Origin of the sequence: Streptomyces sp. NPDC048590 (assembly GCF_043199535.1) — a bacterium.
GTDB lineage: Bacteria > Actinomycetota > Actinomycetes > Streptomycetales > Streptomycetaceae > Streptomyces.
The window spans coordinates 118232-137980 of the sequence record NZ_JBICWC010000011.1 but is presented as its reverse complement, the minus strand read 5'-3'; the positions used below and the strand labels follow the sequence as shown (position 1 = coordinate 137980).

At 71.5% G+C, this 19749-nt stretch carries 18 protein-coding genes and 1 tRNA gene; 13 read left to right on the top strand and 6 right to left on the bottom strand.

The annotated features are described in order from the left end of the window. Positions 1–114 precede the first annotated feature (114 nt). Positions 115–1770: an FAD-binding dehydrogenase gene (locus ACGFNN_RS29150; RefSeq protein WP_393560314.1), complete on the top strand. Its 1656-nt coding sequence runs from the start codon at positions 115–117 to the stop codon at positions 1768–1770. A gap of 98 nt (positions 1771–1868) precedes the next feature. Here the strand turns inward: ACGFNN_RS29150 and ACGFNN_RS29145 are convergent, their stop codons facing one another. Then, complete coding sequence (locus ACGFNN_RS29145; RefSeq protein WP_393560312.1) at positions 1869–2294, bottom strand: ASCH domain-containing protein; 426 nt, start codon at positions 2292–2294, stop codon at positions 1869–1871. Between the two features lie 240 nt (positions 2295–2534). Here ACGFNN_RS29145 and ACGFNN_RS29140 point away from each other — a divergent pair, with 240 nt between their 5' ends. From ACGFNN_RS29140 to ACGFNN_RS29125, 4 genes are all read left to right on the top strand, one after another. Continuing rightward, entirely contained in the window at positions 2535–3497 is a 963-nt protein-coding gene (locus ACGFNN_RS29140; protein ID WP_393560310.1) for a hypothetical protein, read from the top strand. A 56-nt stretch (positions 3498–3553) separates the two neighbouring features. Continuing rightward, positions 3554–5125, top strand: a complete 1572-nt coding sequence (locus ACGFNN_RS29135) for an APC family permease (protein WP_393560308.1) — start codon at positions 3554–3556, stop codon at positions 5123–5125. Between the two features lie 138 nt (positions 5126–5263). Further along, positions 5264–5929, top strand: coding sequence for a molybdopterin-dependent oxidoreductase (locus ACGFNN_RS29130; RefSeq protein WP_393560512.1), 666 nt, complete (start codon positions 5264–5266; stop codon positions 5927–5929). Continuing rightward, positions 5871–6536, top strand: coding sequence for a cytochrome b/b6 domain-containing protein (locus tag ACGFNN_RS29125; protein ID WP_393560306.1), 666 nt, complete (start codon positions 5871–5873; stop codon positions 6534–6536). The genes ACGFNN_RS29130 and ACGFNN_RS29125 overlap by 59 nt, the downstream gene beginning before the upstream one ends. Positions 6537–6555: 19 nt before the next feature. Here the strand turns inward: ACGFNN_RS29125 and ACGFNN_RS29120 are convergent, their stop codons facing one another. Together ACGFNN_RS29120 and ACGFNN_RS29115 are read right to left on the bottom strand one after the other, a co-directional pair. Beyond that, positions 6556–7953 carry a gluconate:H+ symporter gene (locus ACGFNN_RS29120; RefSeq protein ID WP_362671771.1) on the bottom strand — a complete coding sequence of 466 codons (1398 nt, stop codon included), beginning with the start codon at positions 7951–7953 and terminating at the stop codon, positions 6556–6558. An 11-nt stretch (positions 7954–7964) separates the two neighbouring features. Beyond that, a complete protein-coding gene (locus ACGFNN_RS29115) occupies positions 7965–8474 on the bottom strand; it encodes a gluconokinase (protein ID WP_393560304.1) in 510 nt (169 codons plus the stop codon). A 131-nt stretch (positions 8475–8605) separates the two neighbouring features. On the opposite strand from ACGFNN_RS29115, the gene ACGFNN_RS29110 reads away from it, so the two are divergent. After that, entirely contained in the window at positions 8606–9307 is a 702-nt protein-coding gene (locus tag ACGFNN_RS29110; protein WP_362555791.1) for a FadR/GntR family transcriptional regulator, read from the top strand. A 139-nt stretch (positions 9308–9446) separates the two neighbouring features. On the opposite strand, the gene ACGFNN_RS29105 is transcribed toward ACGFNN_RS29110, so the two are convergent. Next, a complete protein-coding gene (locus ACGFNN_RS29105; RefSeq protein WP_393560302.1) occupies positions 9447–10175 on the bottom strand; it encodes a TetR/AcrR family transcriptional regulator in 729 nt (242 codons plus the stop codon). Positions 10176–10273: 98 nt separating this feature from the next. Between ACGFNN_RS29105 and ACGFNN_RS29100 the strand changes: the two genes are divergently transcribed. The 4 genes from ACGFNN_RS29100 (at position 10274) to ACGFNN_RS29085 (ending at position 15365) form a co-directional block, all read left to right on the top strand. After that, positions 10274–11791 carry an APC family permease gene (locus ACGFNN_RS29100; RefSeq protein ID WP_393560300.1) on the top strand — a complete coding sequence of 506 codons (1518 nt, stop codon included), beginning with the start codon at positions 10274–10276 and terminating at the stop codon, positions 11789–11791. Between the two features lie 70 nt (positions 11792–11861). Next, positions 11862–13499, top strand: a complete 1638-nt coding sequence (locus ACGFNN_RS29095) for an amidohydrolase (protein WP_393560298.1) — start codon at positions 11862–11864, stop codon at positions 13497–13499. Between the two features lie 151 nt (positions 13500–13650). Further along, a complete protein-coding gene (locus ACGFNN_RS29090) occupies positions 13651–14736 on the top strand; it encodes an S-(hydroxymethyl)mycothiol dehydrogenase (RefSeq protein ID WP_362555783.1) in 1086 nt (361 codons plus the stop codon). After that, on the top strand, positions 14736–15365 hold the full coding sequence (locus ACGFNN_RS29085) for an MBL fold metallo-hydrolase (protein ID WP_362555781.1): 630 nt from the start codon (positions 14736–14738) through the stop codon (positions 15363–15365). The genes ACGFNN_RS29090 and ACGFNN_RS29085 overlap by 1 nt, the downstream gene beginning before the upstream one ends. Before the next feature lie 13 nt (positions 15366–15378). On the opposite strand, the gene ACGFNN_RS29080 is transcribed toward ACGFNN_RS29085, so the two are convergent. Next, positions 15379–16317 (bottom strand): pseudouridine synthase, encoded by a 939-nt coding sequence (locus tag ACGFNN_RS29080; protein WP_393560296.1) that lies wholly within the window; start codon positions 16315–16317, stop codon positions 15379–15381. 255 nt (positions 16318–16572) lie between these two features. Here ACGFNN_RS29080 and ACGFNN_RS29075 point away from each other — a divergent pair, with 255 nt between their 5' ends. Continuing rightward, positions 16573–17631, top strand: a complete 1059-nt coding sequence (locus tag ACGFNN_RS29075) for a rhamnogalacturonan acetylesterase (protein ID WP_393560294.1) — start codon at positions 16573–16575, stop codon at positions 17629–17631. Positions 17632–17719: 88 nt separating this feature from the next. Here the strand turns inward: ACGFNN_RS29075 and ACGFNN_RS29070 are convergent. After that, positions 17720–17807: transfer RNA gene (locus ACGFNN_RS29070), tRNA-Leu, on the bottom strand. Positions 17808–17993: 186 nt separating this feature from the next. Between ACGFNN_RS29070 and ACGFNN_RS29065 the strand changes: the two genes are divergently transcribed. Together ACGFNN_RS29065 and chpH are read left to right on the top strand one after the other, a co-directional pair. Further along, positions 17994–19328: a M20/M25/M40 family metallo-hydrolase gene (locus tag ACGFNN_RS29065; RefSeq protein ID WP_393560292.1), complete on the top strand. Its 1335-nt coding sequence runs from the start codon at positions 17994–17996 to the stop codon at positions 19326–19328. A gap of 144 nt (positions 19329–19472) precedes the next feature. After that, entirely contained in the window at positions 19473–19706 is a 234-nt protein-coding gene (gene chpH, locus ACGFNN_RS29060; RefSeq protein ID WP_329212748.1) for a chaplin ChpH, read from the top strand. Positions 19707–19749: the final 43 nt, after the last annotated feature.

The window sequence follows — 19749 nt, the reverse complement described above, 5'->3', positions numbered from 1 at the left end:
GCCCGGACGGTTGACGTCGGCGCGACCCTTCCCCAAGATCTGACGCACAAGTAACTTCGCGCCGGCCCGGGATCCGCGCCGCGTCGCACCGAAACGCCCCGAAGGACGGAACCCATGGCGTACGACGCTGACGTGATCGTGATCGGGGCAGGACTCGCGGGGCTGGTGGCCACCGCGGAGCTCGTCGACGCGGGGCGCACGGTGATCCTCCTCGACCAGGAACCCGAGCAGTCGATCGGAGGCCAGGCGCACTGGTCCTTCGGCGGGCTCTTCCTCGTCGACTCGCCGGAGCAGCGCCGGATGCGGATCAAGGACAGCCACGAACTGGCTCTCGAGGACTGGTACGGCACGGCAGGCTTCGACCGCGACGAGGACCTCTGGCCGCGCCGCTGGGCCGAGGCGTACGTCGACTTCGCGGCGGGCGAGAAGCGGTCCTGGCTCCACGCCCAGGGGCTGCGGTTCTTCCCGGTCGTCGGCTGGGCCGAACGGGGCGGCTACGACGCGAGGGGGCACGGCAACTCCGTCCCCCGCTTCCACATCACCTGGGGCACCGGACCGGGCGTCGTCGCGCCCTTCGAGCGCCGGGTGCGCGCGGGCATGGCGAAGGGCCTCGTCCGCACCCGCTTCCGGCACCGGGTGACCGGCCTCGGCCGTTCGGCGGGCGCGGTCGACACGGTCACCGGCGAGATCCTCGCGGAGAGCGGCGCCGAGCGGGGGACCGCGAGCAGCCGCGAGGTCACCGGCTCCTTCGAACTCAGGGCGCAGGCCGTGATCGTCACCTCCGGGGGCATCGGAGGCAACCACGACCTCGTGCGCGCCCAGTGGCCCGAGCGGCTGGGCACACCGCCCGAGAAGCTCCTGTCCGGGGTCCCCGCCCATGTCGACGGACTGATGCTCGGCATCGCCGAGAAGGCGGGTGCCCACCACATCAACCGGGACCGGATGTGGCACTACACCGAGGGCATCGAGAACTGGAACCCGATCTGGGACAAGCACGGCATCCGGATCCTGCCCGGCCCGTCGTCACTCTGGCTCGACGCACGTGGCAAGCGTCTGCCGGTGCCGCTCTTCCCGGGCTTCGACACCCTGGGGACCCTCGAACACATCATGAGGTCCGGGTACGGCTACACGTGGTTCGTCCTCGACCAGAAGATCATCGGGAAGGAGTTCGCGCTCTCCGGCTCCGAGCAGAACCCGGACCTGACCGGCAAGTCGGTGCGGGACGTGATCGGCAGGGCGCGCGCGGACGTCCCCGGGCCGGTCCGGGCGTTCATGGACAAGGGCGCGGACTTCGTCGTCGAGAAGGACCTCGGCGCACTGGTGCGGGGCATGAACGCGCTGACGGACGAACCCCTGATCGACGAGGACGAGCTGCGCCGGGAGATCACCGCCCGCGACCGCGAGATCGACAACCCCTTCACCAAGGACCTCCAGATCACCGCGATCAACGGGGCCCGCTCCTACCTGGGTGACAAGCTGATCCGCACCGCGAAGCCCCACCGGATCCTCGACCCGGCCGCCGGGCCGCTCATCGCCGTACGGCTCAACATCCTGACCCGCAAGTCCCTCGGAGGTCTGGAGACCGACCTGTCCTCCCGCGTCCTGACCGAGGACGGCACCCCGCTGCCCGGGGTGTACGCGGCGGGGGAGGCGGCGGGCTTCGGTGGCGGCGGGGTCCACGGCTACCGGTCGCTGGAGGGGACCTTCCTCGGCGGCTGCATCTTCTCGGGCCGGGTGGCCGGCCGTGCGGCCGCCGAGGCCACCGGCTGATCCCCGACCTGATGGCGGAGCGCCGAGCGGCTGGCAGGGCGTCAAGCGGCCGGCGGAGCGTCGAACGGGGGGTGGAGCGCCGAACGGGTGGTGGAGCGTCAGAGCAGACGCTCCACCACCCGGAAGCGCTCGGCCACGATCATGGTCTCCTCGTCCACGGTGAAGTGAGGGTCCCCGAGCGCCTCGCGCATCTCCTCGCCGTGCCAGAACGGCTCCTGGCCCGCGCGCCATTCGGCCACCGAGCCGTGGCCCTCGCCCTCGTCGCGCACATGGGCCAGGTCCACCGCGCCCAGCGGCAGCACACGGACTTCGGTGAGTTCGACCACGGCCACCTCCCGCCCGTCGCTGTCGATCAGCGCGGACCGCTCGCCCACCGGCGGGAGTTCCTCGCGCTCCGCCTCGTACTCGGCGAGCAGCCCCGAGGTGGAGACCTTCTCGCCCGACAGCACCGCCGCCACCAGCCGGTCGCGCAGCGGCCCCGGGAAGGCCAGGAGGAAGGGTTTCAGCGGTTCACGGTTCTCCATGACGGAAGTGTGGCACGCGTCACTCGGCACCGGCGGCCGCCTTCGTGGCAGCCCGCCAGGCAGCGAGGGCAGGGGATCCCGGTGCCTGCTTCCATCAACTGAGTGAAAAATCAACAGAGTTGACCGCAGTCGCGCCTTGACGCGGACTGTTGCCTAACGCTTAACTGTGCGCGATCATTTGCTCGCGCACAGCATCGGAATGTGCGGGCGCCGTGCCGAAGTGGAAAAGGAAGCCTGCGGATGTCCCCGCCTCCGCCGCCCCTGGGCCGTTCACGCCGCAAGGGCGGGCGCCTCGGTCACCTCTTCGATCCGGCTCTCGGTGACGCCGAACTCATCGAAGTGCGAGCGCAGTTCACTCAGGGACGTTGGACGAGGGCCCGCTCCCTGCTCGTCGCGACGGGCACGGACTGGGACCGTCGCGCCCACCGTCTCCTCGCCCTCGCGGCCGTCCCGTCCGCCGAGGGCTGGGCCCGCGACTGGCTCCTCGCCGAGCCGGGCAGCGCCGACGCCACCACGCTCCTCGCCTGCGCGGCCGTCGCCCGGGCCGAGGGCGCCCGTACCTCGTCGGAGAGGAGCGACCGGGCCCGCGAGGCCTGCCGTGCCGCAGCGGCCCTCGACCCCGCCGACCCCACCCCCTTGCTGGGCCTGATGATGCTGGAGCGCGCGCACGGCACCCAGGAGGCCGTCGCCCGGCACTTCGAGGAGATCCGGGCCCGCCATCCCGAACACCACCACGCCCACCACCTCATGACCGCGGGACTGGCCGAGACGCATCCCGAGAGCGACCCGCTCCACGAGGTCTACGACTTCGCGGCGTGGGCCGCCGAGCAGGCCCCCGCGGACTCCCCGCTCGCGGTGCTCCCCGTCGTCGCCCACGCCGAGCGCTACCGCGTCCTCGTAGCGTCGGGCGCAGCACCGGGCGACCCGGCCGCCTCCGGCCACTGGTCGGGACGCCGGGCGAGACAGGTGATGAAGGCCGCCTTCGACTGGTGGCTCGAATGGGAACGCGAGGACCACCCCCGTCACCGCACCGATCTCAACTTCCTCGCCCACGCCAAGATCTGTGAGGGCCGCCCCGCCGAGGCCGCGGCCCTCCTCCACCGCATCGGCCCCCACGCGACCGCGGCCCCGTGGTCGTACGCCGGGCACGACCCGTACGCGGCGTTCCTCGCCGCGCGCACGCTCGCGCTCGGCGCCCCCTGACGCGTCTCGCGACCGACCTGACGCACCTCGCAACCGACGAAGGGACCGACCCCGCCATGTCGACGGGCAGTACAGATACGAGTGGGACCCGCTCCACCGGAACGCCCGGCGGCACCGGGGGGATCAACACCTACAAGGGCGAGGAACGAGCCCTGCGCGCCGACCGGCTCGGCACTCCGGGCCTCCTGCTGTCCGTCCTCGCCGCCAGCGCCCCGCTGATGGTCGTCGCCGGGGTGATGCCCACGGTCTTCGGCGTGATGGGCATCGTCGGACAGCCGCTGCTCTACGTCATCCTCGGCATCGTCCTGATGCTGTTCGGCGTGGGGTACGCGGAGATGAGCCGGCACGTCCACAACGCCGGGGCCTTCTACGCCTACATCGCCCGCGGCCTCGGTCCCACGGCCGGCGCGGGTGCCTCCCTGGTCGCGCTGGTGGCCTACAGCGCCATGCAGGTCGGCATCTACGGCATCCTCGGCTTCGAGGTCTCCGGGCTCTTCGCCACCTATCTCGACATCGAACTGGGGTGGTGGATACCGGCCCTGGTCTCCGTGGCGGTCGTCGGCGTGCTCGGCTGGCTGAAGATCGACCTCAACGCCAAGGTCCTGGGCGTCCTGCTCGTCGTCGAGTGCGCCCTGGTGGTGATCTTCGACATCGCCGCGGTCGGCAAGCCCGGCCCCGAGGGCCTGTCCCTGCACGCGTTCGACCCCTCGACGCTCACCGGCGCCGGCCTCGGTACGGCGCTCTGCTTCTGCATCGCGGCGTTCGTCGGGTTCGAACAGGCCCCCGTCTACGCCGAGGAGACCAGCCGCCCGCAGATCGTCGTGTCCCGCGTGATGTTCCTGGCCGTCGGCTACGCCGCGCTGTTCCTCGCCGTCAGTTCCTGGGCGCTCACCGTCGCGGCGGGCCCCTCCTCCATCGGCGACCTCTCGCTGAAGGAGGGGCCCGGGATGCTCTTCGGACTGACCGAGGAACGGCTCGGATCGGCCTTCACCGACGTCCTGCACGTCCTGTTCGTCACCGGCATGTTCGCCGCGCTGCTCAGCTTCCACAACGTCGTCGCCCGCTACGCCTTCGCGATGGGCCGCGAAGGACTCCTCCCCGCGGGCTTCGGCCGCACCACCCGGGCGAGCGGCGCCCCCGCCACCGGCTCCCTGCTCCAGTCCGCGGTCTCCGTGGTGATCGTGCTCGCCTTCGCCCTCACCGACGGCAACCCGGCCGGCGACCCCACCGCGCCCGTCCTGCACCTGTTCACCTGGATGGGCAATGTCGGGGCGCTGGGCGTCATCGTGCTGATGGCAGCCGCCTCCTTCGCCGTCATCGCCTTCTTCGTACGACGTGGCGCCGGGCGGGCCCAGGCACCCCGGCTGGTCGCCTCCGGCCTCGCCGGCGTCGCCCTGCTGGCCATCGCCGTCCTCACCGTCCGGGACTTCGACGCCCTGGTCGGCTCGGGCCCCGGTTCCTCGCTCGACCGGATCCTGCCGGGCGTCATCCTCCTCGCCCTCGTCGTGGGCCTCGTCTACGGGGAGGTACTGCGCCGGACCAGACCGGAGGTCCACGCGCGGATCGGCCTCGGCAACGAGGCGTTCCAGCTGGAGAAGACCGCGGAGAGCGGAGGAACGCCCCGCTGACCGGCGGATTCTTACCGATCCATGACGCGCACCCGCGGCACCTGGTGGGACAGGGGCCGCGGGTGTTCGAATGAGGGGGTGAACGCTTCCCCTCCCGATTCCGGTGGCACACCCGTCGGCCGCCGCCTGGTCCTCACCATGCTCGGCCTCGGCGTCGCCGGGGTGGCCGCCGCGCCCGTCCTCCAGGACGCGATGGAGAGCGGTCTGGGAGCGGTGGCCGACAAGGACCCCACCGGGCTCACCGGGCTGCTGCCCAACGGCGGCGGCTTCCGCTACTACTCGGTCACCTCGTCCGTGCCCCGGAAGACCTCCGCGGACTACCGGCTGACCGTGGGCGGACTGGTCGACCGCCCGAAGACGTACACACTGGACACGCTGAAGGCGCTTCCCCAGTCCCGGCTGGTGCGCGATGTCCAGTGCGTCACCGGGTGGCGGGTCCCGGAGACGCCGTTCGAGGGGGTACCGCTCTCCGCGCTGCTGGACGCGGCGGGGGTGCGGCCCGGCGCCAAGGCCGTCCGCTTCACCTGCTTCGACGGCGCGTACAGCGAGAGCCTGACACTGGAGCAGGCCCGGCGGCCCGACGTGTTGGTCGCCCTGCGGATGCGGGACGAGCCCCTGGCCCACGAGCACGGCGGGCCGGTCCGGCTGTACGTCGCGCCCATGTACTTCTACAAGTCCGCGAAATGGCTTTCCGGGATCACCGTCACCGACTCCGTGCGACCCGGCTACTGGGAGGAGCTCGGATATGACGTCGACGCCTGGGTGGGCCGGTCCAACGGCCGGGACGACGCACCCACCGTCTGATTCCACTTCGAGGATCCGCCGGTTCACCACCGCCGAACGCTGGGTGCACCGCACCACGGCCTGGCTGGTGCTGATCTGCGTGGCCACGGCCGCGTGCCTCTACGTACCCCAGCTCGCCCAGCTCGTCGGCCGCCGCCACCTCGTGGTGACCGTCCACGAGTGGTCCGGGCTGCTGACCCCGGTGCCGCTCCTCGCGGGGCTGGTCTCCAGGGCGCTGCGCGCCGACCTCTCGCGGCTCAACCGCTTCGGCCCCCACGACCGGGAGTGGCTCCGCGCCGCGCTGCGGCGTGACCGTACCCCCGGGTCCCGGCCGGCGGGGAAGTTCAACGCGGGCCAGAAGCTCTACGCCGCCTGGATCGCGGGCGGTCTGCTGGTGATGCTCGGCACCGGGCTGCTCATGTGGTTCACGGGGCTCGCGCCCCTGGTGTGGCGTACCGGGGCGACCTTCGTGCACGACTGGCTGGCGCTCGCCGTCGGCATCGTCCTCGCCGGTCACATGGCGAAGGCGCTCGCCGACCCGGAGGCACGCCGTGGCATGCGTACCGGATCGGTCGAGCGCCTCTGGGCCCGCGCCGAGCACCCCCTGTGGAGGGAGCCGGAGGAGTAGCGGTCGAACCCCGCGCCGGCTAGAGCACCAGCGACAGCAGCATGATGAATCCCAGGGCGACGACGGAGATGATCGTCTCCATCACCGACCAGGTCTTGACCGTCTGCGGCACGTCCATGCCGAAGTACTCCTTCACCAGCCAGAAACCCGCGTCGTTGACGTGGCTGAAGAAGAGCGAACCGGCGCCCACCGCGAGGACGAGCAGGGCGACGTGCGAGGTCGAGAGGTCGGCGGCCAGCGGGGCGACCAGGCCGGCGGCGGAGATCGTGGCCACCGTCGCCGATCCCGTCGCCAGCCGGATCGCGACGGCGATCAGCCAGCCGAGCAGCAGGGCGGGGATCGACCAGTTCTCCGAGAAGTCCAGGATCATCTGGCCGACACCGGCGTCGATGAGGGTCTGCTTGAACCCGCCGCCGGCGCCCACGATCAGGAGGATGCCCGCGATCGGGGCGAGCGACTTCTCGACGGTGGAGGAGAGGCGGTCCTTGGTGAATCCGGCCGCCCGGCCCAGGGTGAACATGCCGAGGATCACGGCCGCGAGCAGGGCGATCAGCGGGGAGCCGATGACGTCGGTGACCCGCTGGACGTGGTTCTCCGGGTCGTCCACCACGATGTCGACGAGCGCCTTGACCAGCATCAGGACGACGGGCAGCAGGATCGTCACGAGCGTGGCGCCGAAGCTGGGCCGGCGGTCCAGTTCCTCGGAGGGACGCTGCGGGATCATCTTCTCCGGCGCCTGGATGTCCACCCAGCGGGCGGCGTAGCGCGAGAAGACCGGACCCGCGATGATCACGGTCGGGATCGCCACCAGCACACCGAGCGCCAGGGTGACGCCGAGATTGGCGCCGAGGGCGTCGATCGCGACCAGCGGGCCGGGGTGCGGCGGGATCAGCCCGTGCATCACGGAGAGCCCCGCGAGCGCCGGGATGCCGATCCGCATCAGCGAGTAGTTGCCGCGCTTGGCGACCAGCAGGACCACCGGGATCATCAGCACGATCCCGACCTCGAAGAAGAGCGGCAGCCCGATGATCGAGGCGATCAGGACCATCGCCCAGGGCATCGCGCGTCCGCTCGCCTTGGCGAGGATCGTGTCGACGATCTGGTCGGCCCCGCCCGAGTCGGCGAGGAGCTTGCCGAGGATCGCTCCGAGGGCGATGAGTACGCCCACACCGGCGACGGTCGAGCCGAGGCCCGCGGTGAAGCTGGTGATCGTCTTCGCGGGGTTGGCGCCCGCGAAGGAGCCGAGGGCCAGCGAGCCGATGGTCAACGCGAGGAACGCGTGCATCCGCAGTTTGGTGATGAGCAGGACGATGACGGCGATGCCCGCCAGGACGGCGATGCCCAGCTGCGCGTTGCCGGCCGAGGTGATCGGCTCGACGGCGTCCGCTGCCAGCATCTCGACGCTGAGACTGGTCACGGTGATGATCCTCAGTTCTCGAGCCGGCGCAGCGCTGCGACGGCCCGTTCGGTGATTTCCTCGGGGGTGCCGGACACGTCCACGGCGACGCCCGCCTCGTCCTCCCGCAGCGGCTGCAGGGTGGCGAACTGCGAGTCGAGCAGCGCGGTCGGCATGAAGTGGCCCTTGCGGTCCGCCATGCGGCGTTCGATCAGGGACCGGTCCCCGGTCAGGTGCAGGAAGACGGCGCCGGGGGCCTCGGCCCGCAGCCGGTCGCGGTAGACGCGCTTGAGCGCCGAGCTGCTGACGACACCGCCGAGCCCCGCCCGGCCGTGCGCCCACTGCCCGATCGCGTCCAGCCACGGCCAGCGGTCCGCGTCGTCCAGGGGGGTTCCGGCGGACATCTTGGCGATGTTGGCCGGCGGGTGGAAGTCGTCGCCCTCGGCATAGGGGACGCCGAGTGCGTCGGCGAGCAGGGGGCCGATCGTGGTCTTGCCGGTCCCTGCTACGCCCATCACCACGACGACGTGGGGGGTGCTCATTGCTGCCTCGCTGTCTTCATCGACATCGGTCCGTCGCGCTACTGAAACCCATTACATACGACTTATTCAAGAGGCTGTGACATAAACGTCGTACTTTTCGGTCGGCGAGGCCGCCCCGTAGGCTTGCGGGCATGACCACACCTGCCCAGGGGCTCCATACGCATGTGCTGGACACCCTGGGCCTGGAGATCGCCGCGGGTGACTGCCCGCCCGGCACGGTCCTGCGCACCGACGAGCTCGCCGGGCGGTTCGACGTGTCACGCACCGTCGTACGCGAGGTGATCCGCGTCCTGGAGTCGATGCACCTGGTCGAGTCGCGCCGCAGGGTCGGGGTGACCGTCCTGCCCGCCGAGGAGTGGAACGTCTACGACCCCCAGGTCATCCGCTGGCGGCTCGCCGGCGCCGACCGGCCTCGGCAGCTGCGCTCGCTCACCGTCCTGCGGTCCGCCGTCGAACCCGTCGCCGCGGGGCTGGCCGCCCGGCACGCCACCGCCGAGCAGTGCGCCGCCCTCACGGAGTGCGCGCTCGGCATGGTCGCGACCTCACGAGGCGGGCAGCTCGAGGGCTACCTCCGGCACGACATCGCCTTCCACCGCATCGTGCTCAACGCCTCGGGGAACGAGATGTTCGCGCGGCTCGGCGACGTCGTCGCGGAGGTCCTCGCCGGACGGACCCACCACCAGGTGATGTTCGAGGACCCCGACCCCGCGGCCGTCACGCTCCACGTGCGGCTCGCCGAGGCCGTGCGCGAGGGCGACGCCCAGGGCGCGGAACGGCTGACCAAGGAGATCGCCGTCGGGGCCCTGCACGAGCTGGACGTACTCGCGCCCTGAGGCGGGGACGTCGCCGGCGGACGCGCGCCCTCCGGGAGGCGCTCAAGCCCCTCCGGGTGCGCGCTCAGGCCCCTCCGGGTGCGCGCTCAGGCCCTCCGGGTACTTGCGCCCTCCGGGTGCGCGCTCAGGCCCCCGGCACTCAGGCCCCCGCCGGGTCCTGGCGCAGGTGCAGCAGCCGGGCCGAGGCGGCGGCGAGCATCATCTCCAGCGCGGCGGGATAGCCGCTGGTGCGCATCTCCTTCACGAGTACCGGCGCCGTCGCGGCGATGTGGGGACGACTCGCCGCCGGCTGCTGCGCGTAGACCTCCTGCCACGCCCGCGCCTCCTGCTCCCTGGCCTGCTCCGAGAGCACCAGGGCCGAGGCGTCGAGGGCCGCGAAGGACAGCGTCTGGTCGACGAACACGTGGTAGATCCGCACGGCCTCGGCGTCCGGGAACCCCGCTCCACGGAGCACCCCCAGGATCGCCTCCACCGAACTGACCTCGTGCGTCCGGCCGGTCACCCGTGAGCAGGTCAGCATCGCCGCCCTGGGGTGCGCCAGGTAGTCCGCGTGCATCCGCAGCCCCAGACTCCGCAGATCGGCCCGCCACTCGCCCGTCGGCCGCCACGCGCGCAGGGTCCTGCCGATCAGCTCGTCGGCCACCGCCAGGAGCAGTTCGTCGGTGTCCCGGAAGTACCGGTAGAGCGCGCTGGGATCGCAGCCCAGCGCAGCTCCGAGCCGCCGCACGGTGAGCGCGGCCGCTCCGTGCTCACCGATCAGGCGCAGCGCCGTCTCCACGATCAGCTGCTCCGACAGCACCGTGCCCTGCTTGGTGGGGCGCCTGCGGCGGCGCGCCCCCTCCGGCACCACCCGGTCGTTCGCCTTCATGCGCGGACCTTACGACAACACCGTTGACCTGTGGAAGCCCCCGGGAGTTCGATGTGCGCCGGCGGGGCCGAAGAGCGCCCCTCGGCGAAGGAGCGACCGTGACGACACCCTGTACTCCCTCCGGCGGCGAACCACCGGCCCCGGCCGGCCTGACGAAGAACCTCGGCGTGATCGACGGCTTCGCCATCGCGGCCTCGTCGACCGCGGCCACCACCAGCATCGGCATCGGTCTCGGCGTCACCGCCGGCGCCGTCGGGCTGCATCTGCCGATCATCATGCTGCTCGCCTTCCTGCCCGTCCTGGGCATCGCGAGCGCCTACACCCGGCTCAACCGGGTCGAGCCGAACATGGGCAGCGGCTACGTCTGGGTCGGCCGCTCCCTCAGCCCCTGGCTGGGATTCCTCGTCGGCTGGATCGCCATCGTCGCCACGATGGTCTTCCTCGCGTACACCACCACCGTCACCGGCTCCGCCCTGCTGCAGCTCGCGGGCGAGGCCGGACTGCACGACCTCGTGGGACTGCGGCTCGACCCCGACTCCACCGCCCAGTCGACCGCCCTCGGCATCGTCGTCCTGATCGCGGTCACCCTCACCGCCGTCACCGGCGTACGCTCGGCCGCCAACCTCCAGAAGTACCTGCTGGTGTTCGAGTACGTCGTCCTGCTCGGCTTCTGCGGATACGGCCTGTTCGCCGGTCCGCACCCCTTCAGCCTCGACTGGATCAACCCCTTCTTCATCCCCTCCGCGGAGCAGCTCGCTCAGGGCCTCCTGCTCTCCGTCTTCTGCTTCTGGGGCTTCGAGGCGTCGTTCAGCGTCACCGAGGAGGTGGGCGACCCGCGGGACGCCTCCAGGGCCGGGATCATCACGCTCTTCACCATGCTCGGGCTCTTCCTCCTCGGCTCCTTCGCGTTCCAGCGAGTCCTCTCCCTCGACGAGCTGACCGGCCACGGTGCCCAGGGCCTCACCTACTTCGGGGACCGGCTCGCCGACCAGCCGCTCGCCGCTCTGCCACTGATCGCCCTCACCTTCTCCGCGGTCGCCTCGCTGCAGTCCGGTGTGATCCCCACGGTCCGAGGCATGTTCGCGATGGGCCGGGACCGCACGCTCGGCCCCCTCTGGACGAAGGTCAGCCCCCGGTACGGGACTCCGGCCGCGGGAACCGTCGCGGTCGGCTGCCTCGCGGCCGCGGTCGCCGTGCTCTCGCTCGTCATCCCGAAGGTCGGCGACCTGATCCTCGCCTCCGTCAACGCGATCGGGGTCGTCGTCGCGATCTACTACGCCCTCACCGCGCTGGCCGCCGCCGCCCGGTTCCGGGGCACGCTGCGGGGGGACCGGCGCCAGATCCTGGGCGCGGTGGTGATCCCGGTGGCGAGCGCACTCTTCCTGCTCGCCCTCGGCGGTTACCTCTGCTGGACGTTCTTCGACTCCGCCGACCACTTCGAGATCAGTCCGGACAACGGCTGGTTCATGCTCACCACCCCGGCCGTGATGCTGCTGACCGGAGTCCTGGCCGCCGCGTGGGCCAAGTGGGTCAGGAAGTCCGACTACTTCGTCACCGGCCGCACCACCGAGGAGCCCGGCCCGGCGGTTCCCGAGCCCGCCCGCGACCCGGCCTGACCGCCCCGCCCGCCGCCGCTCCCGCACGGCCGGCCCTCCGCGCCCGCGGACCAACGGAACGGAACCACCCATGCACCACACCCACGCCGACCTCGTCCTCACCGGCGGGCCCGTCCACACGACGGACGCCGCCCGCACCCGCGCCACCACCGTCGCCGTCACCGGGGACCGGATCACCGCCGTCGGCCACGACGAGGTGCGCGAACTCATCGGCCCGCGCACCGAGGTCGTCGACCTCGCCGGACGCCTCCTGATCCCCGGCTTCCAGGACGCCCACGTCCACCCGGTCACCGCCGGACTGGAACTGGCCCTGTGCGACCTCACCGGCCTGCCGGACACGGAGGCCACCGTCGCCGCCGTACGCGCCTACGCCGACGCCAACCCGGACAGGGACTGGATCACCGGCGGCGGTTGGTCCATGGAGGCCTTCGACAACGGGGCCCCCACCCGGCAGCAACTCGACACCGCCGTGCCGGACCGCCCCGCCTACCTGGTCAACCGTGACCACCACGGGGCCTGGGCCAACAGCCGGGCCCTCGCCCTGGCAGGCGTCACCACCCGTACCCCCGACCCGGCCGACGGCCGCATCGAACGCGACGAACGGGGGGAACCCACCGGGCTCCTCCAGGAGGGCGCCATGGACCTGGTCGCCCGCCACACACCACGCTCCACCACCGCGGACCGGCTCGACGCCTTGCTCCGGGCGCAGAGCCTGCTGCACTCCTACGGCATCACCGCCTGGCAGGACGCCATCATCGGGTCGTACGGGTCGATGGACGACGTGTCCGACGCCTATCTCGCGGCCGACAGGGACGGTACTCTCACCGCCCGCGTCGCCGGCGCCCTGTGGTGGGACCGCGAACGCGGCGGCGAGCAGATCCCCGAACTGGTGGCCCGACGCCGAGAGCTGAGCGGCCGGAACTTCCGCGCGCGCACCGTCAAGATCATGCAGGACGGAGTCGCGGAGACCGGCACCGCCGCACTCCTCACCCCGTACCTCGACGCATGCGGCTGCGCCACCTCCAACACCGGGACCAGCTTCGTCGATCCGGCCGCCCTGCGCCGCCACGTCACCGAACTCGACGCGCTCGGCTTCCAGACCCACTTCCACGCCCTGGGCGACCGGGCGGTGCGTGAGGCGCTGGACGCCGTCGAGGCCGCCCGCGCCGCCAACGGGCGTACCGACACCCGGCCCCACCTCGCCCACCTCCAGATCGTCCACCCCGACGACATCCCCCGTTTCCGCGCCCTCGGCGCGACGGCGAACATCCAGCCGCTCTGGGCGGCCCACGAACCGCAGATGGACGAACTGACCATCCCCTTCCTCGGCGGCGAACGAGCCGCGCTCCAGTACCCCTTCGGCGCGCTGCTGCGCTCCGGCGCCACCGTCGCCGCCGGGTCCGACTGGCCGGTCAGCAGCCCCGACCCGCTGCACGGCATCCACACCGCGGTCAACCGGGTCGCACCCGGAGGGGAGGGGCCGGTCTTCCTCCCGGGCCAGCGCATCTCCCTCACCGACGCGCTGGCCGCGTACACGGCGGGTTCCGCGTACGTGAACCACCTGGACGACACCGGGACCATCCGCGCCGGAGCCCTCGCCGACCTGGTGATCCTGGACCGCGACCCCTACGCCGCACCCGCCGAGGAGATCGCCGAGGCGCGCGTCCTCGCGACGTACGTGGGCGGCCGTCGCGTCCACGGGGACTGAGGGGGCCCGGCGGGACGTATGTGCCCGACGCGGCGCGGTCCCGGCCCGCCCCCGCACGGCGTACGGTTGTTCGTGATCGAATCCCCGCGACCGGTCCCCGAATCCTCGTGACCGGTCGCGGAGGAACGCCGGGAAAAGGGAGTCCACGGGAATGCCGCAGCAGGTACAAGGGGTCGTCGCACCGGGAAAGAACGAGCCGGTACGGGTCGAGACCATCGTGATTCCGGACCCCGGCCCCGGTGAGGCCGTGGTCAAGATCCAGGCGTGCGGCGTCTGCCACACGGACCTGCACTACAAGCAGGGCGGGATCAACGACGAATTCCCCTTCCTCCTCGGCCACGAGGCCGCGGGCGTCGTGGAGTCCGTCGGCGAGGGTGTCACCGACGTCGCGCCGGGCGACTTCGTCGTCCTCAACTGGCGTGCGGTCTGCGGCCAGTGCCGCGCCTGTCTGCGCGGGCGCCCCTGGTACTGCTTCGACACCCACAACGCCAAGCAGAAGATGACCCTCCTCGACGGCACGGAGCTCTCGCCCGCGCTCGGAATCGGTGCCTTCGCCGAGAAGACCCTCGTCGCCGCCGGTCAGTGCACCAAGGTCGACCCCGAGGTCTCCCCGGCCGTCGCCGGTCTCCTCGGCTGCGGAGTGATGGCGGGCATCGGCGCCGCCATCAACACCGGGCAGGTCGGCCGGGGCGACTCCGTCGCGGTGATCGGCTGCGGTGGCGTCGGCGACGCGGCGATCGCCGGTGCCCGGCTCGCCGGAGCGGCGAGGATCATCGCCGTCGACATCGACGACCGCAAGCTGGAGACGGCGCGGAAGATGGGCGCCACCCACACCGTCAACTCCCGCTCCGACGACCCGGTCGAGGCGATCCGCGCCCTCACCGGCGGCAACGGCGCCGACGTCGTCATCGAGGCCGTCGGCCGCCCCGAGACCTACAAGCAGGCGTTCTACGCCCGCGACCTGGCCGGCACCGTGGTCCTCGTCGGTGTCCCCACGCCGGAGATGAAGCTCGAACTCCCGCTCCTCGACGTGTTCGGCCGCGGCGGTTCGCTCAAGTCCTCCTGGTACGGCGACTGCCTGCCCTCACGCGACTTCCCGATGCTCATCGACCTGCACCAGCAGGGCCGCCTGGACCTGGGTGCCTTCGTCACCGAGACCATCGGGCTCGGCGAGGTGGAGCAGGCCTTCGACCGGATGCACGAGGGTGACGTCCTGCGGTCCGTGGTGGTGCTGTGATGGCGGCCCGCATCGACCACCTGGTCACCTCCGGCACCTTCGCCCTCGACGGCGGCGAATGGGACGTGGACAACAACGTCTGGATCATCGGCGACGACACCGAGGCTGTCGTCGTCGACGCCGCCCATGACGCGGCCGCGATCGAGGCGGCGCTCGGCGGCCGTACCCTGCGCGCGATCATCTGCACCCACGCCCACAACGACCACATCGACGCGGCACCCGCCCTCGCCGACGCGACCGGGGCGCCGATCCTGCTGCACCCCGACGACCTGCCGCTGTGGAAGCAGACCCACCCGGACCGCGATCCGGACGGGGAACTGGCCGACGGCCAGGAGATCGAGGTGGCCGGGACCAGGCTCACCGTGCTCCACACCCCCGGCCACGCGCCCGGCGCGGTCTGCCTGCACGCCCCGGAGCTGTCCACGGTCTTCACCGGGGACACCCTGTTCCAGGGCGGGCCCGGCGCCACCGGGCGGTCCTTCTCGCACTTCCCGACGATCATCGACTCCATCAGGGACCGGCTGCTCGCCCTCCCCGCGGAGACCGCGGTGCGCACAGGCCACGGTGACTCCACCACCATCGGGGCCGAGGCCCCTCAGCTGGACGACTGGATCGCCCGGGGCCACTGACCCGGGCGGGGGTTCACCGGTCCGGCCACGCGGAGAGCCGCAGCCCGCTCTCGAAGCGGCGCGGCTCACCCGTGACCGGGTCGGTGAACTCCAGTACCTTCGCCAGCAGTTGGAGGGGCCGCTCGAAGTCCCCGGGCTCCCTGTCCGGCTCGACGACCGGATACACCGGATCGTTCAGCAGCCCCAGGCCCAGCGCGTTCATATGGACCCGCAGCTGGTGGGTGCGGCCGGTCGCGGGAAGCAGCCGGTAGCGCCCCAGCCCCGAGCGGTGCTCCAGCAGCTCGATCCGGCTCTCGCTGTTGACCGGGCCGGGCTCCTCACGCGCGGCGATCACCCCGCGCTCCTTGACGATCCGGCTCCGCACCGTGCGCGGCAGCGGGATCTCCCCGTCGTACCGGGCGACGGCCTCGTACTCCTTGCGCACCAGCCGGTCCCGGAACAGGGTCTGGTACGCGCCCCTGTCCCCAGGGCGTACGACACAGAGGACCAGACCGGCCGTCAGCCGGTCCAGTCGGTGCGCGGGCTGGAGCTCCTCGATCCCCAGCTCGTCACGGAGCCGGGCGACCAGGGTCTGGGTGACATGTCGGCCGCGCGGTGTGGTCGCCAGGAAGTGCGGCTTGTCGGCGATGACCAGATGCTCGTCGCGGTGGACCACACCGATGGGGAAGGGCACCGGCACCTCCGGCGCGAAGTCGCGGTGGAACCAGAGGTGGCGCCCGGCCGTGTACGGCTCGTCGGCCCGTACCGCACCGCCGTCCACGCCGACGAACCTGCCCTCGGCCAGCATGGAGTCCACCCGTCCCGCACCGACCGCACCCGCGAACCGCTCCAGCAGATGGTCCCGGACGGTCGGCCACGCACCGGCCGGATCAGCGGGGAGACGCACCCGTACGGGATCGACGCCGGCGCGCTGGGGGAGCGGGGCGGCGGGCGGCTTCGCCCGTCCTCTCATCGCGTGGTCCTGGTCGGGTGAGTGGCCCGCTGAGGCCGGGAACTGGGTGGTCCCCTCCATCATCGCACCGCCCGCGGGAGCGGCGTCCGTCGCGTCGCGGCGGCCGACCGCCCCGGCGGAGCCCGTCGAGGGACCGCTGTCGGGTACCGGCCGTCGTCCTGAATCGAATCAGGCTCTCCTGAGCCGTAGAAAGCGCTTGCGAGTGCCGCTATGGTTCCAGCTCGTTGAATCCATTCAATACGTCAGGAGCCCTTCATGCGCCAAGCCGGTACCGCACTGCTGGCCGCCTGTGCCGCCGTCGTCACCCTCACCTCCGTCGCGGCAGCCCCGGCCCCCACCCGCGGCCGCGACGGAGGTGACGGCGGGCTCGGTCACTGCACCGGCACCGCCCCCGTCGTCTGCCACCTGGACGTCGCCCCCGGGACCTACCGGGTCCGGGTCCGTCTCGGCGGAGGGCCGCAGGCCGGCTCCACCTCGGTCACAGCCGAAGCGCGCAGGACGATGCTCGCCGAGACGCCCAACGCCGCGGGTGAGACGGTCCGCCGCGCCTTCACCGTGGACGTCCGCGATCCGGAGGGTGAGCCCACCGGCGCCACCGGAAGCCCCGGGCTCGACCTCACCTTCGGCGGCGCGGCCCCGCGACTCGTCTCGCTGGAAGCCGTGCGCGTCCGCACCCCGCAAATCCTGCTCGCCGGGGACTCCACGGTCTGCGACCAGGCGTCCGCGCCCTACACGGGCTGGGGGCAGCAGCTCCCGCAGTACCTCACCGACCGGATCTCCGTATCCAACTACGCCGACTCCGGTGAGAGTTCGCAGAGCTTCCGGGACAACCCCGCGCTCTTCCCCGCCCTCCGTGCCCGTATCCACCCCGGGGACCTCGTCCTCGTCCAGCTCGCCCACAACGACAAGCAGACCGACCGCGACACCTACCGCGCCAACCTCAGGGCGATGGTCGAGGACGTACGCGCCGAGGGCGGCAGGCCCGTACTGGTCACCCCGATAGTCCGGCGCTGGTTCAACGCCGACGGCACGCTCGACAACGGCACCGCGCTGCTCGTCAACGGACTGGGCGTGGACCTGCCGGCCGAGATACGCGCCCTCTCGGGTGAACTGGGAACCCCGCTCGTCGACCTCACGGCACTGACCAGGGCGCGCGTGGAGGAACTGGGCCCCGAGGGGTCGAAGGCCCTCTACCTGTACGACGAGAAGCGCGACAACACCCATACCTCGTCCCGTGGGGCGAGCGAGTACGCCGCGCTCGTGCTGGGCGAACTCCGGGGCCAGGGGCTGGTCCCGGACCGCGCCGTCCGATGACCCGGTGAGCCCGAGGCCCTGAAGTGCCTCGACCGGGTGCTCCGTACAACGCGAAACTCCCCAGGTCTGTGACCTGGGGAGTTTCCGCTGGTGTCCGAGGGGGGACTTGAACCCCCACGCCCGATAAAGGGCACTAGCACCTCAAGCTAGCGCGTCTGCCATTCCGCCACCCGGACCGGGTGTCTGTCGTTCCGGGCCTTGCCCGTTCCGACGTGGAAAACAATAGCAAACATTCAGGGGTGCTCGATCACGCCCCCGGGCCGCGTGAACGACGCGTGACGGAGGGCGGGCGCCCTTGGGCCCACGGGGGCGGGCGCGCGAGGATGAGGGGGAGCACCACCGCGCCAGTGGAAGGAAGCAGCGTGAGCGAGACCAACACGGCCCGGTCCGGCATCGGCGAGCGCGCCGAGAACGAGGTCGTGGACCTCTGTCGTGACCTGATCCGGATCGATACCAGCAATTACGGCGACCACTCGGGCCCGGGGGAGCGGGCCGCCGCCGAGTACGTGGCCGAGAAGCTCGCCGAGGTCGGGCTGGAGCCGAAGATCATCGAGTCCCACAAGGGGCGCGCCTCCACCGTGGCGCGGATCGAGGGCGAGGACCCCTCCAGGCCTGCGCTGCTGATCCACGGACACACCGACGTCGTGCCCGCCAACGCCGCGGACTGGACCCACGACCCCTTCTCCGGGGAGATCGCGGACGGCTGCGTGTGGGGCCGCGGAGCGGTCGACATGAAGGACATGGACGCGATGACGCTCGCGGTCGTACGCGACAGGATGCGCAGCGGGCGCAAGCCCCCGCGCGACATCGTGCTGGCCTTCCTCGCGGACGAGGAGGCGGGCGGCACCTTCGGGGCGCGCCACCTCGTCGACCACCACCGCGATCTGTTCGACGGGGTCACCGAGGCGATCGGCGAGGTCGGTGGATTCTCCTTCACCGTCAACGAGAACCTCCGTCTCTACCTGGTGGAGACCGCCCAGAAGGGCATGCACTGGATGCGGCTGACCGTGGACGGCACCGCCGGGCACGGCTCGATGACCAACAACGACAACGCCATCACCGAGCTCTGCGAGGCCGTCGGCCGGCTGGGGCGCCACCAGTGGCCGGTCAGGGTCACCAAGACCGTCAGGTCCTTCCTCGACGAGCTCTCCGACGCGCTGGGGACCCCGCTCGACCCGGAGGACATGGAGGCGACCCTCGCGAAGCTGGGCGGCATCGCCAAGATGATCGGCGCGACGCTGCGCAACTCCGCCGCACCGACCATGCTCGGCGCCGGCTACAAGGTGAACGTCATCCCCGGTCAGGCCACCGCGCACGTCGACGGGCGCTTCCTGCCCGGCTTCGAGGACGAGTTCCTCGCCGACCTCGACCGGATCCTCGGCCCTCGGGTCAAGCGCGAGGACGTGCACGGCGACAAGGCGCTGGAGACCAGCTTCGACGGCTCCCTCGTCGACGCCATGCAGGTCGCGCTGAAGGCCGAGGACCCGATCGCGCGCGCCGTGCCCTACATGCTCTCCGGGGGCACCGACGCGAAGTCCTTCGACGACCTCGGCATCCGCTGCTTCGGTTTCGCCCCGCTGAAGCTCCCGCCGGAGCTGGACTTCGCCGGGATGTTCCACGGCGTGGACGAACGGGTCCCGGTGGACGGCCTGAAGTTCGGTGCCCGGGTGCTGGACCGCTTCATCGACCACTCCTGACCGTTCCGCGACCAAAATCGCCAGCCTGTGCGCACGTCACCGAAAGGGTGAAAGTGATCGCCGACTCGTAGCCCCCGCGATTCCTCGTCGTTACAGGTGATGCGGTCCGCGGCTGGGACCGCACTTGTCAACACAGGAGGAATCATGATCAAGAAGGTCGTCGCAATCGCGGCCGCCACCGGTGGTCTCGTGCTCGCGGGTGCGGGTATGGCTTCTGCCGACGCCGGTGCCCAGGGTGCCGCCATCGGCAGCCCCGGCGTGCTCTCGGGCAACGTCATCCAGGTTCCGGTCCACGTTCCCGTGAACGTGTGCGGCAACACGATCTCCGTGATCGGTCTGCTGAACCCGGCCTTCGGCAACGCCTGCGTCAACGACTGACGAGTGCGTCAACCCGTAAGGGTGTGAGCCCTGTCGGCCTCGG

Excerpts from the sequence above, each read along its gene's own strand:
- ACGFNN_RS29085 (WP_362555781.1), top strand. The coding sequence starts at position 14,736 with ATGGCGGCCCGCATCGACCACCTGGTCACCTCCGGCACCTTCGCCCTC.
- chpH (WP_329212748.1), top strand. The coding sequence starts at position 19,473 with ATGATCAAGAAGGTCGTCGCAATCGCGGCCGCCACCGGTGGTCTCGTG.
- ACGFNN_RS29135 (WP_393560308.1), top strand. The coding sequence starts at position 3,554 with ATGTCGACGGGCAGTACAGATACGAGTGGGACCCGCTCCACCGGAACG.
- ACGFNN_RS29080 (WP_393560296.1), bottom strand. The coding sequence starts at position 16,317 with ATGAGAGGACGGGCGAAGCCGCCCGCCGCCCCGCTCCCCCAGCGCGCC.
- ACGFNN_RS29115 (WP_393560304.1), bottom strand. The coding sequence starts at position 8,474 with ATGAGCACCCCCCACGTCGTCGTGGTGATGGGCGTAGCAGGGACCGGC.
- ACGFNN_RS29125 (WP_393560306.1), top strand. The coding sequence starts at position 5,871 with ATGACGTCGACGCCTGGGTGGGCCGGTCCAACGGCCGGGACGACGCAC.
- ACGFNN_RS29110 (WP_362555791.1), top strand. The coding sequence starts at position 8,606 with ATGACCACACCTGCCCAGGGGCTCCATACGCATGTGCTGGACACCCTG.
- ACGFNN_RS29150 (WP_393560314.1), top strand. The coding sequence starts at position 115 with ATGGCGTACGACGCTGACGTGATCGTGATCGGGGCAGGACTCGCGGGG.
- ACGFNN_RS29140 (WP_393560310.1), top strand. The coding sequence starts at position 2,535 with ATGTCCCCGCCTCCGCCGCCCCTGGGCCGTTCACGCCGCAAGGGCGGG.
- ACGFNN_RS29090 (WP_362555783.1), top strand. The coding sequence starts at position 13,651 with ATGCCGCAGCAGGTACAAGGGGTCGTCGCACCGGGAAAGAACGAGCCG.
- ACGFNN_RS29095 (WP_393560298.1), top strand. The coding sequence starts at position 11,862 with ATGCACCACACCCACGCCGACCTCGTCCTCACCGGCGGGCCCGTCCAC.
- ACGFNN_RS29105 (WP_393560302.1), bottom strand. The coding sequence starts at position 10,175 with ATGAAGGCGAACGACCGGGTGGTGCCGGAGGGGGCGCGCCGCCGCAGG.
- ACGFNN_RS29075 (WP_393560294.1), top strand. The coding sequence starts at position 16,573 with ATGCGCCAAGCCGGTACCGCACTGCTGGCCGCCTGTGCCGCCGTCGTC.
- ACGFNN_RS29130 (WP_393560512.1), top strand. The coding sequence starts at position 5,264 with ATGCTCGGCCTCGGCGTCGCCGGGGTGGCCGCCGCGCCCGTCCTCCAG.
- ACGFNN_RS29145 (WP_393560312.1), bottom strand. The coding sequence starts at position 2,294 with ATGGAGAACCGTGAACCGCTGAAACCCTTCCTCCTGGCCTTCCCGGGG.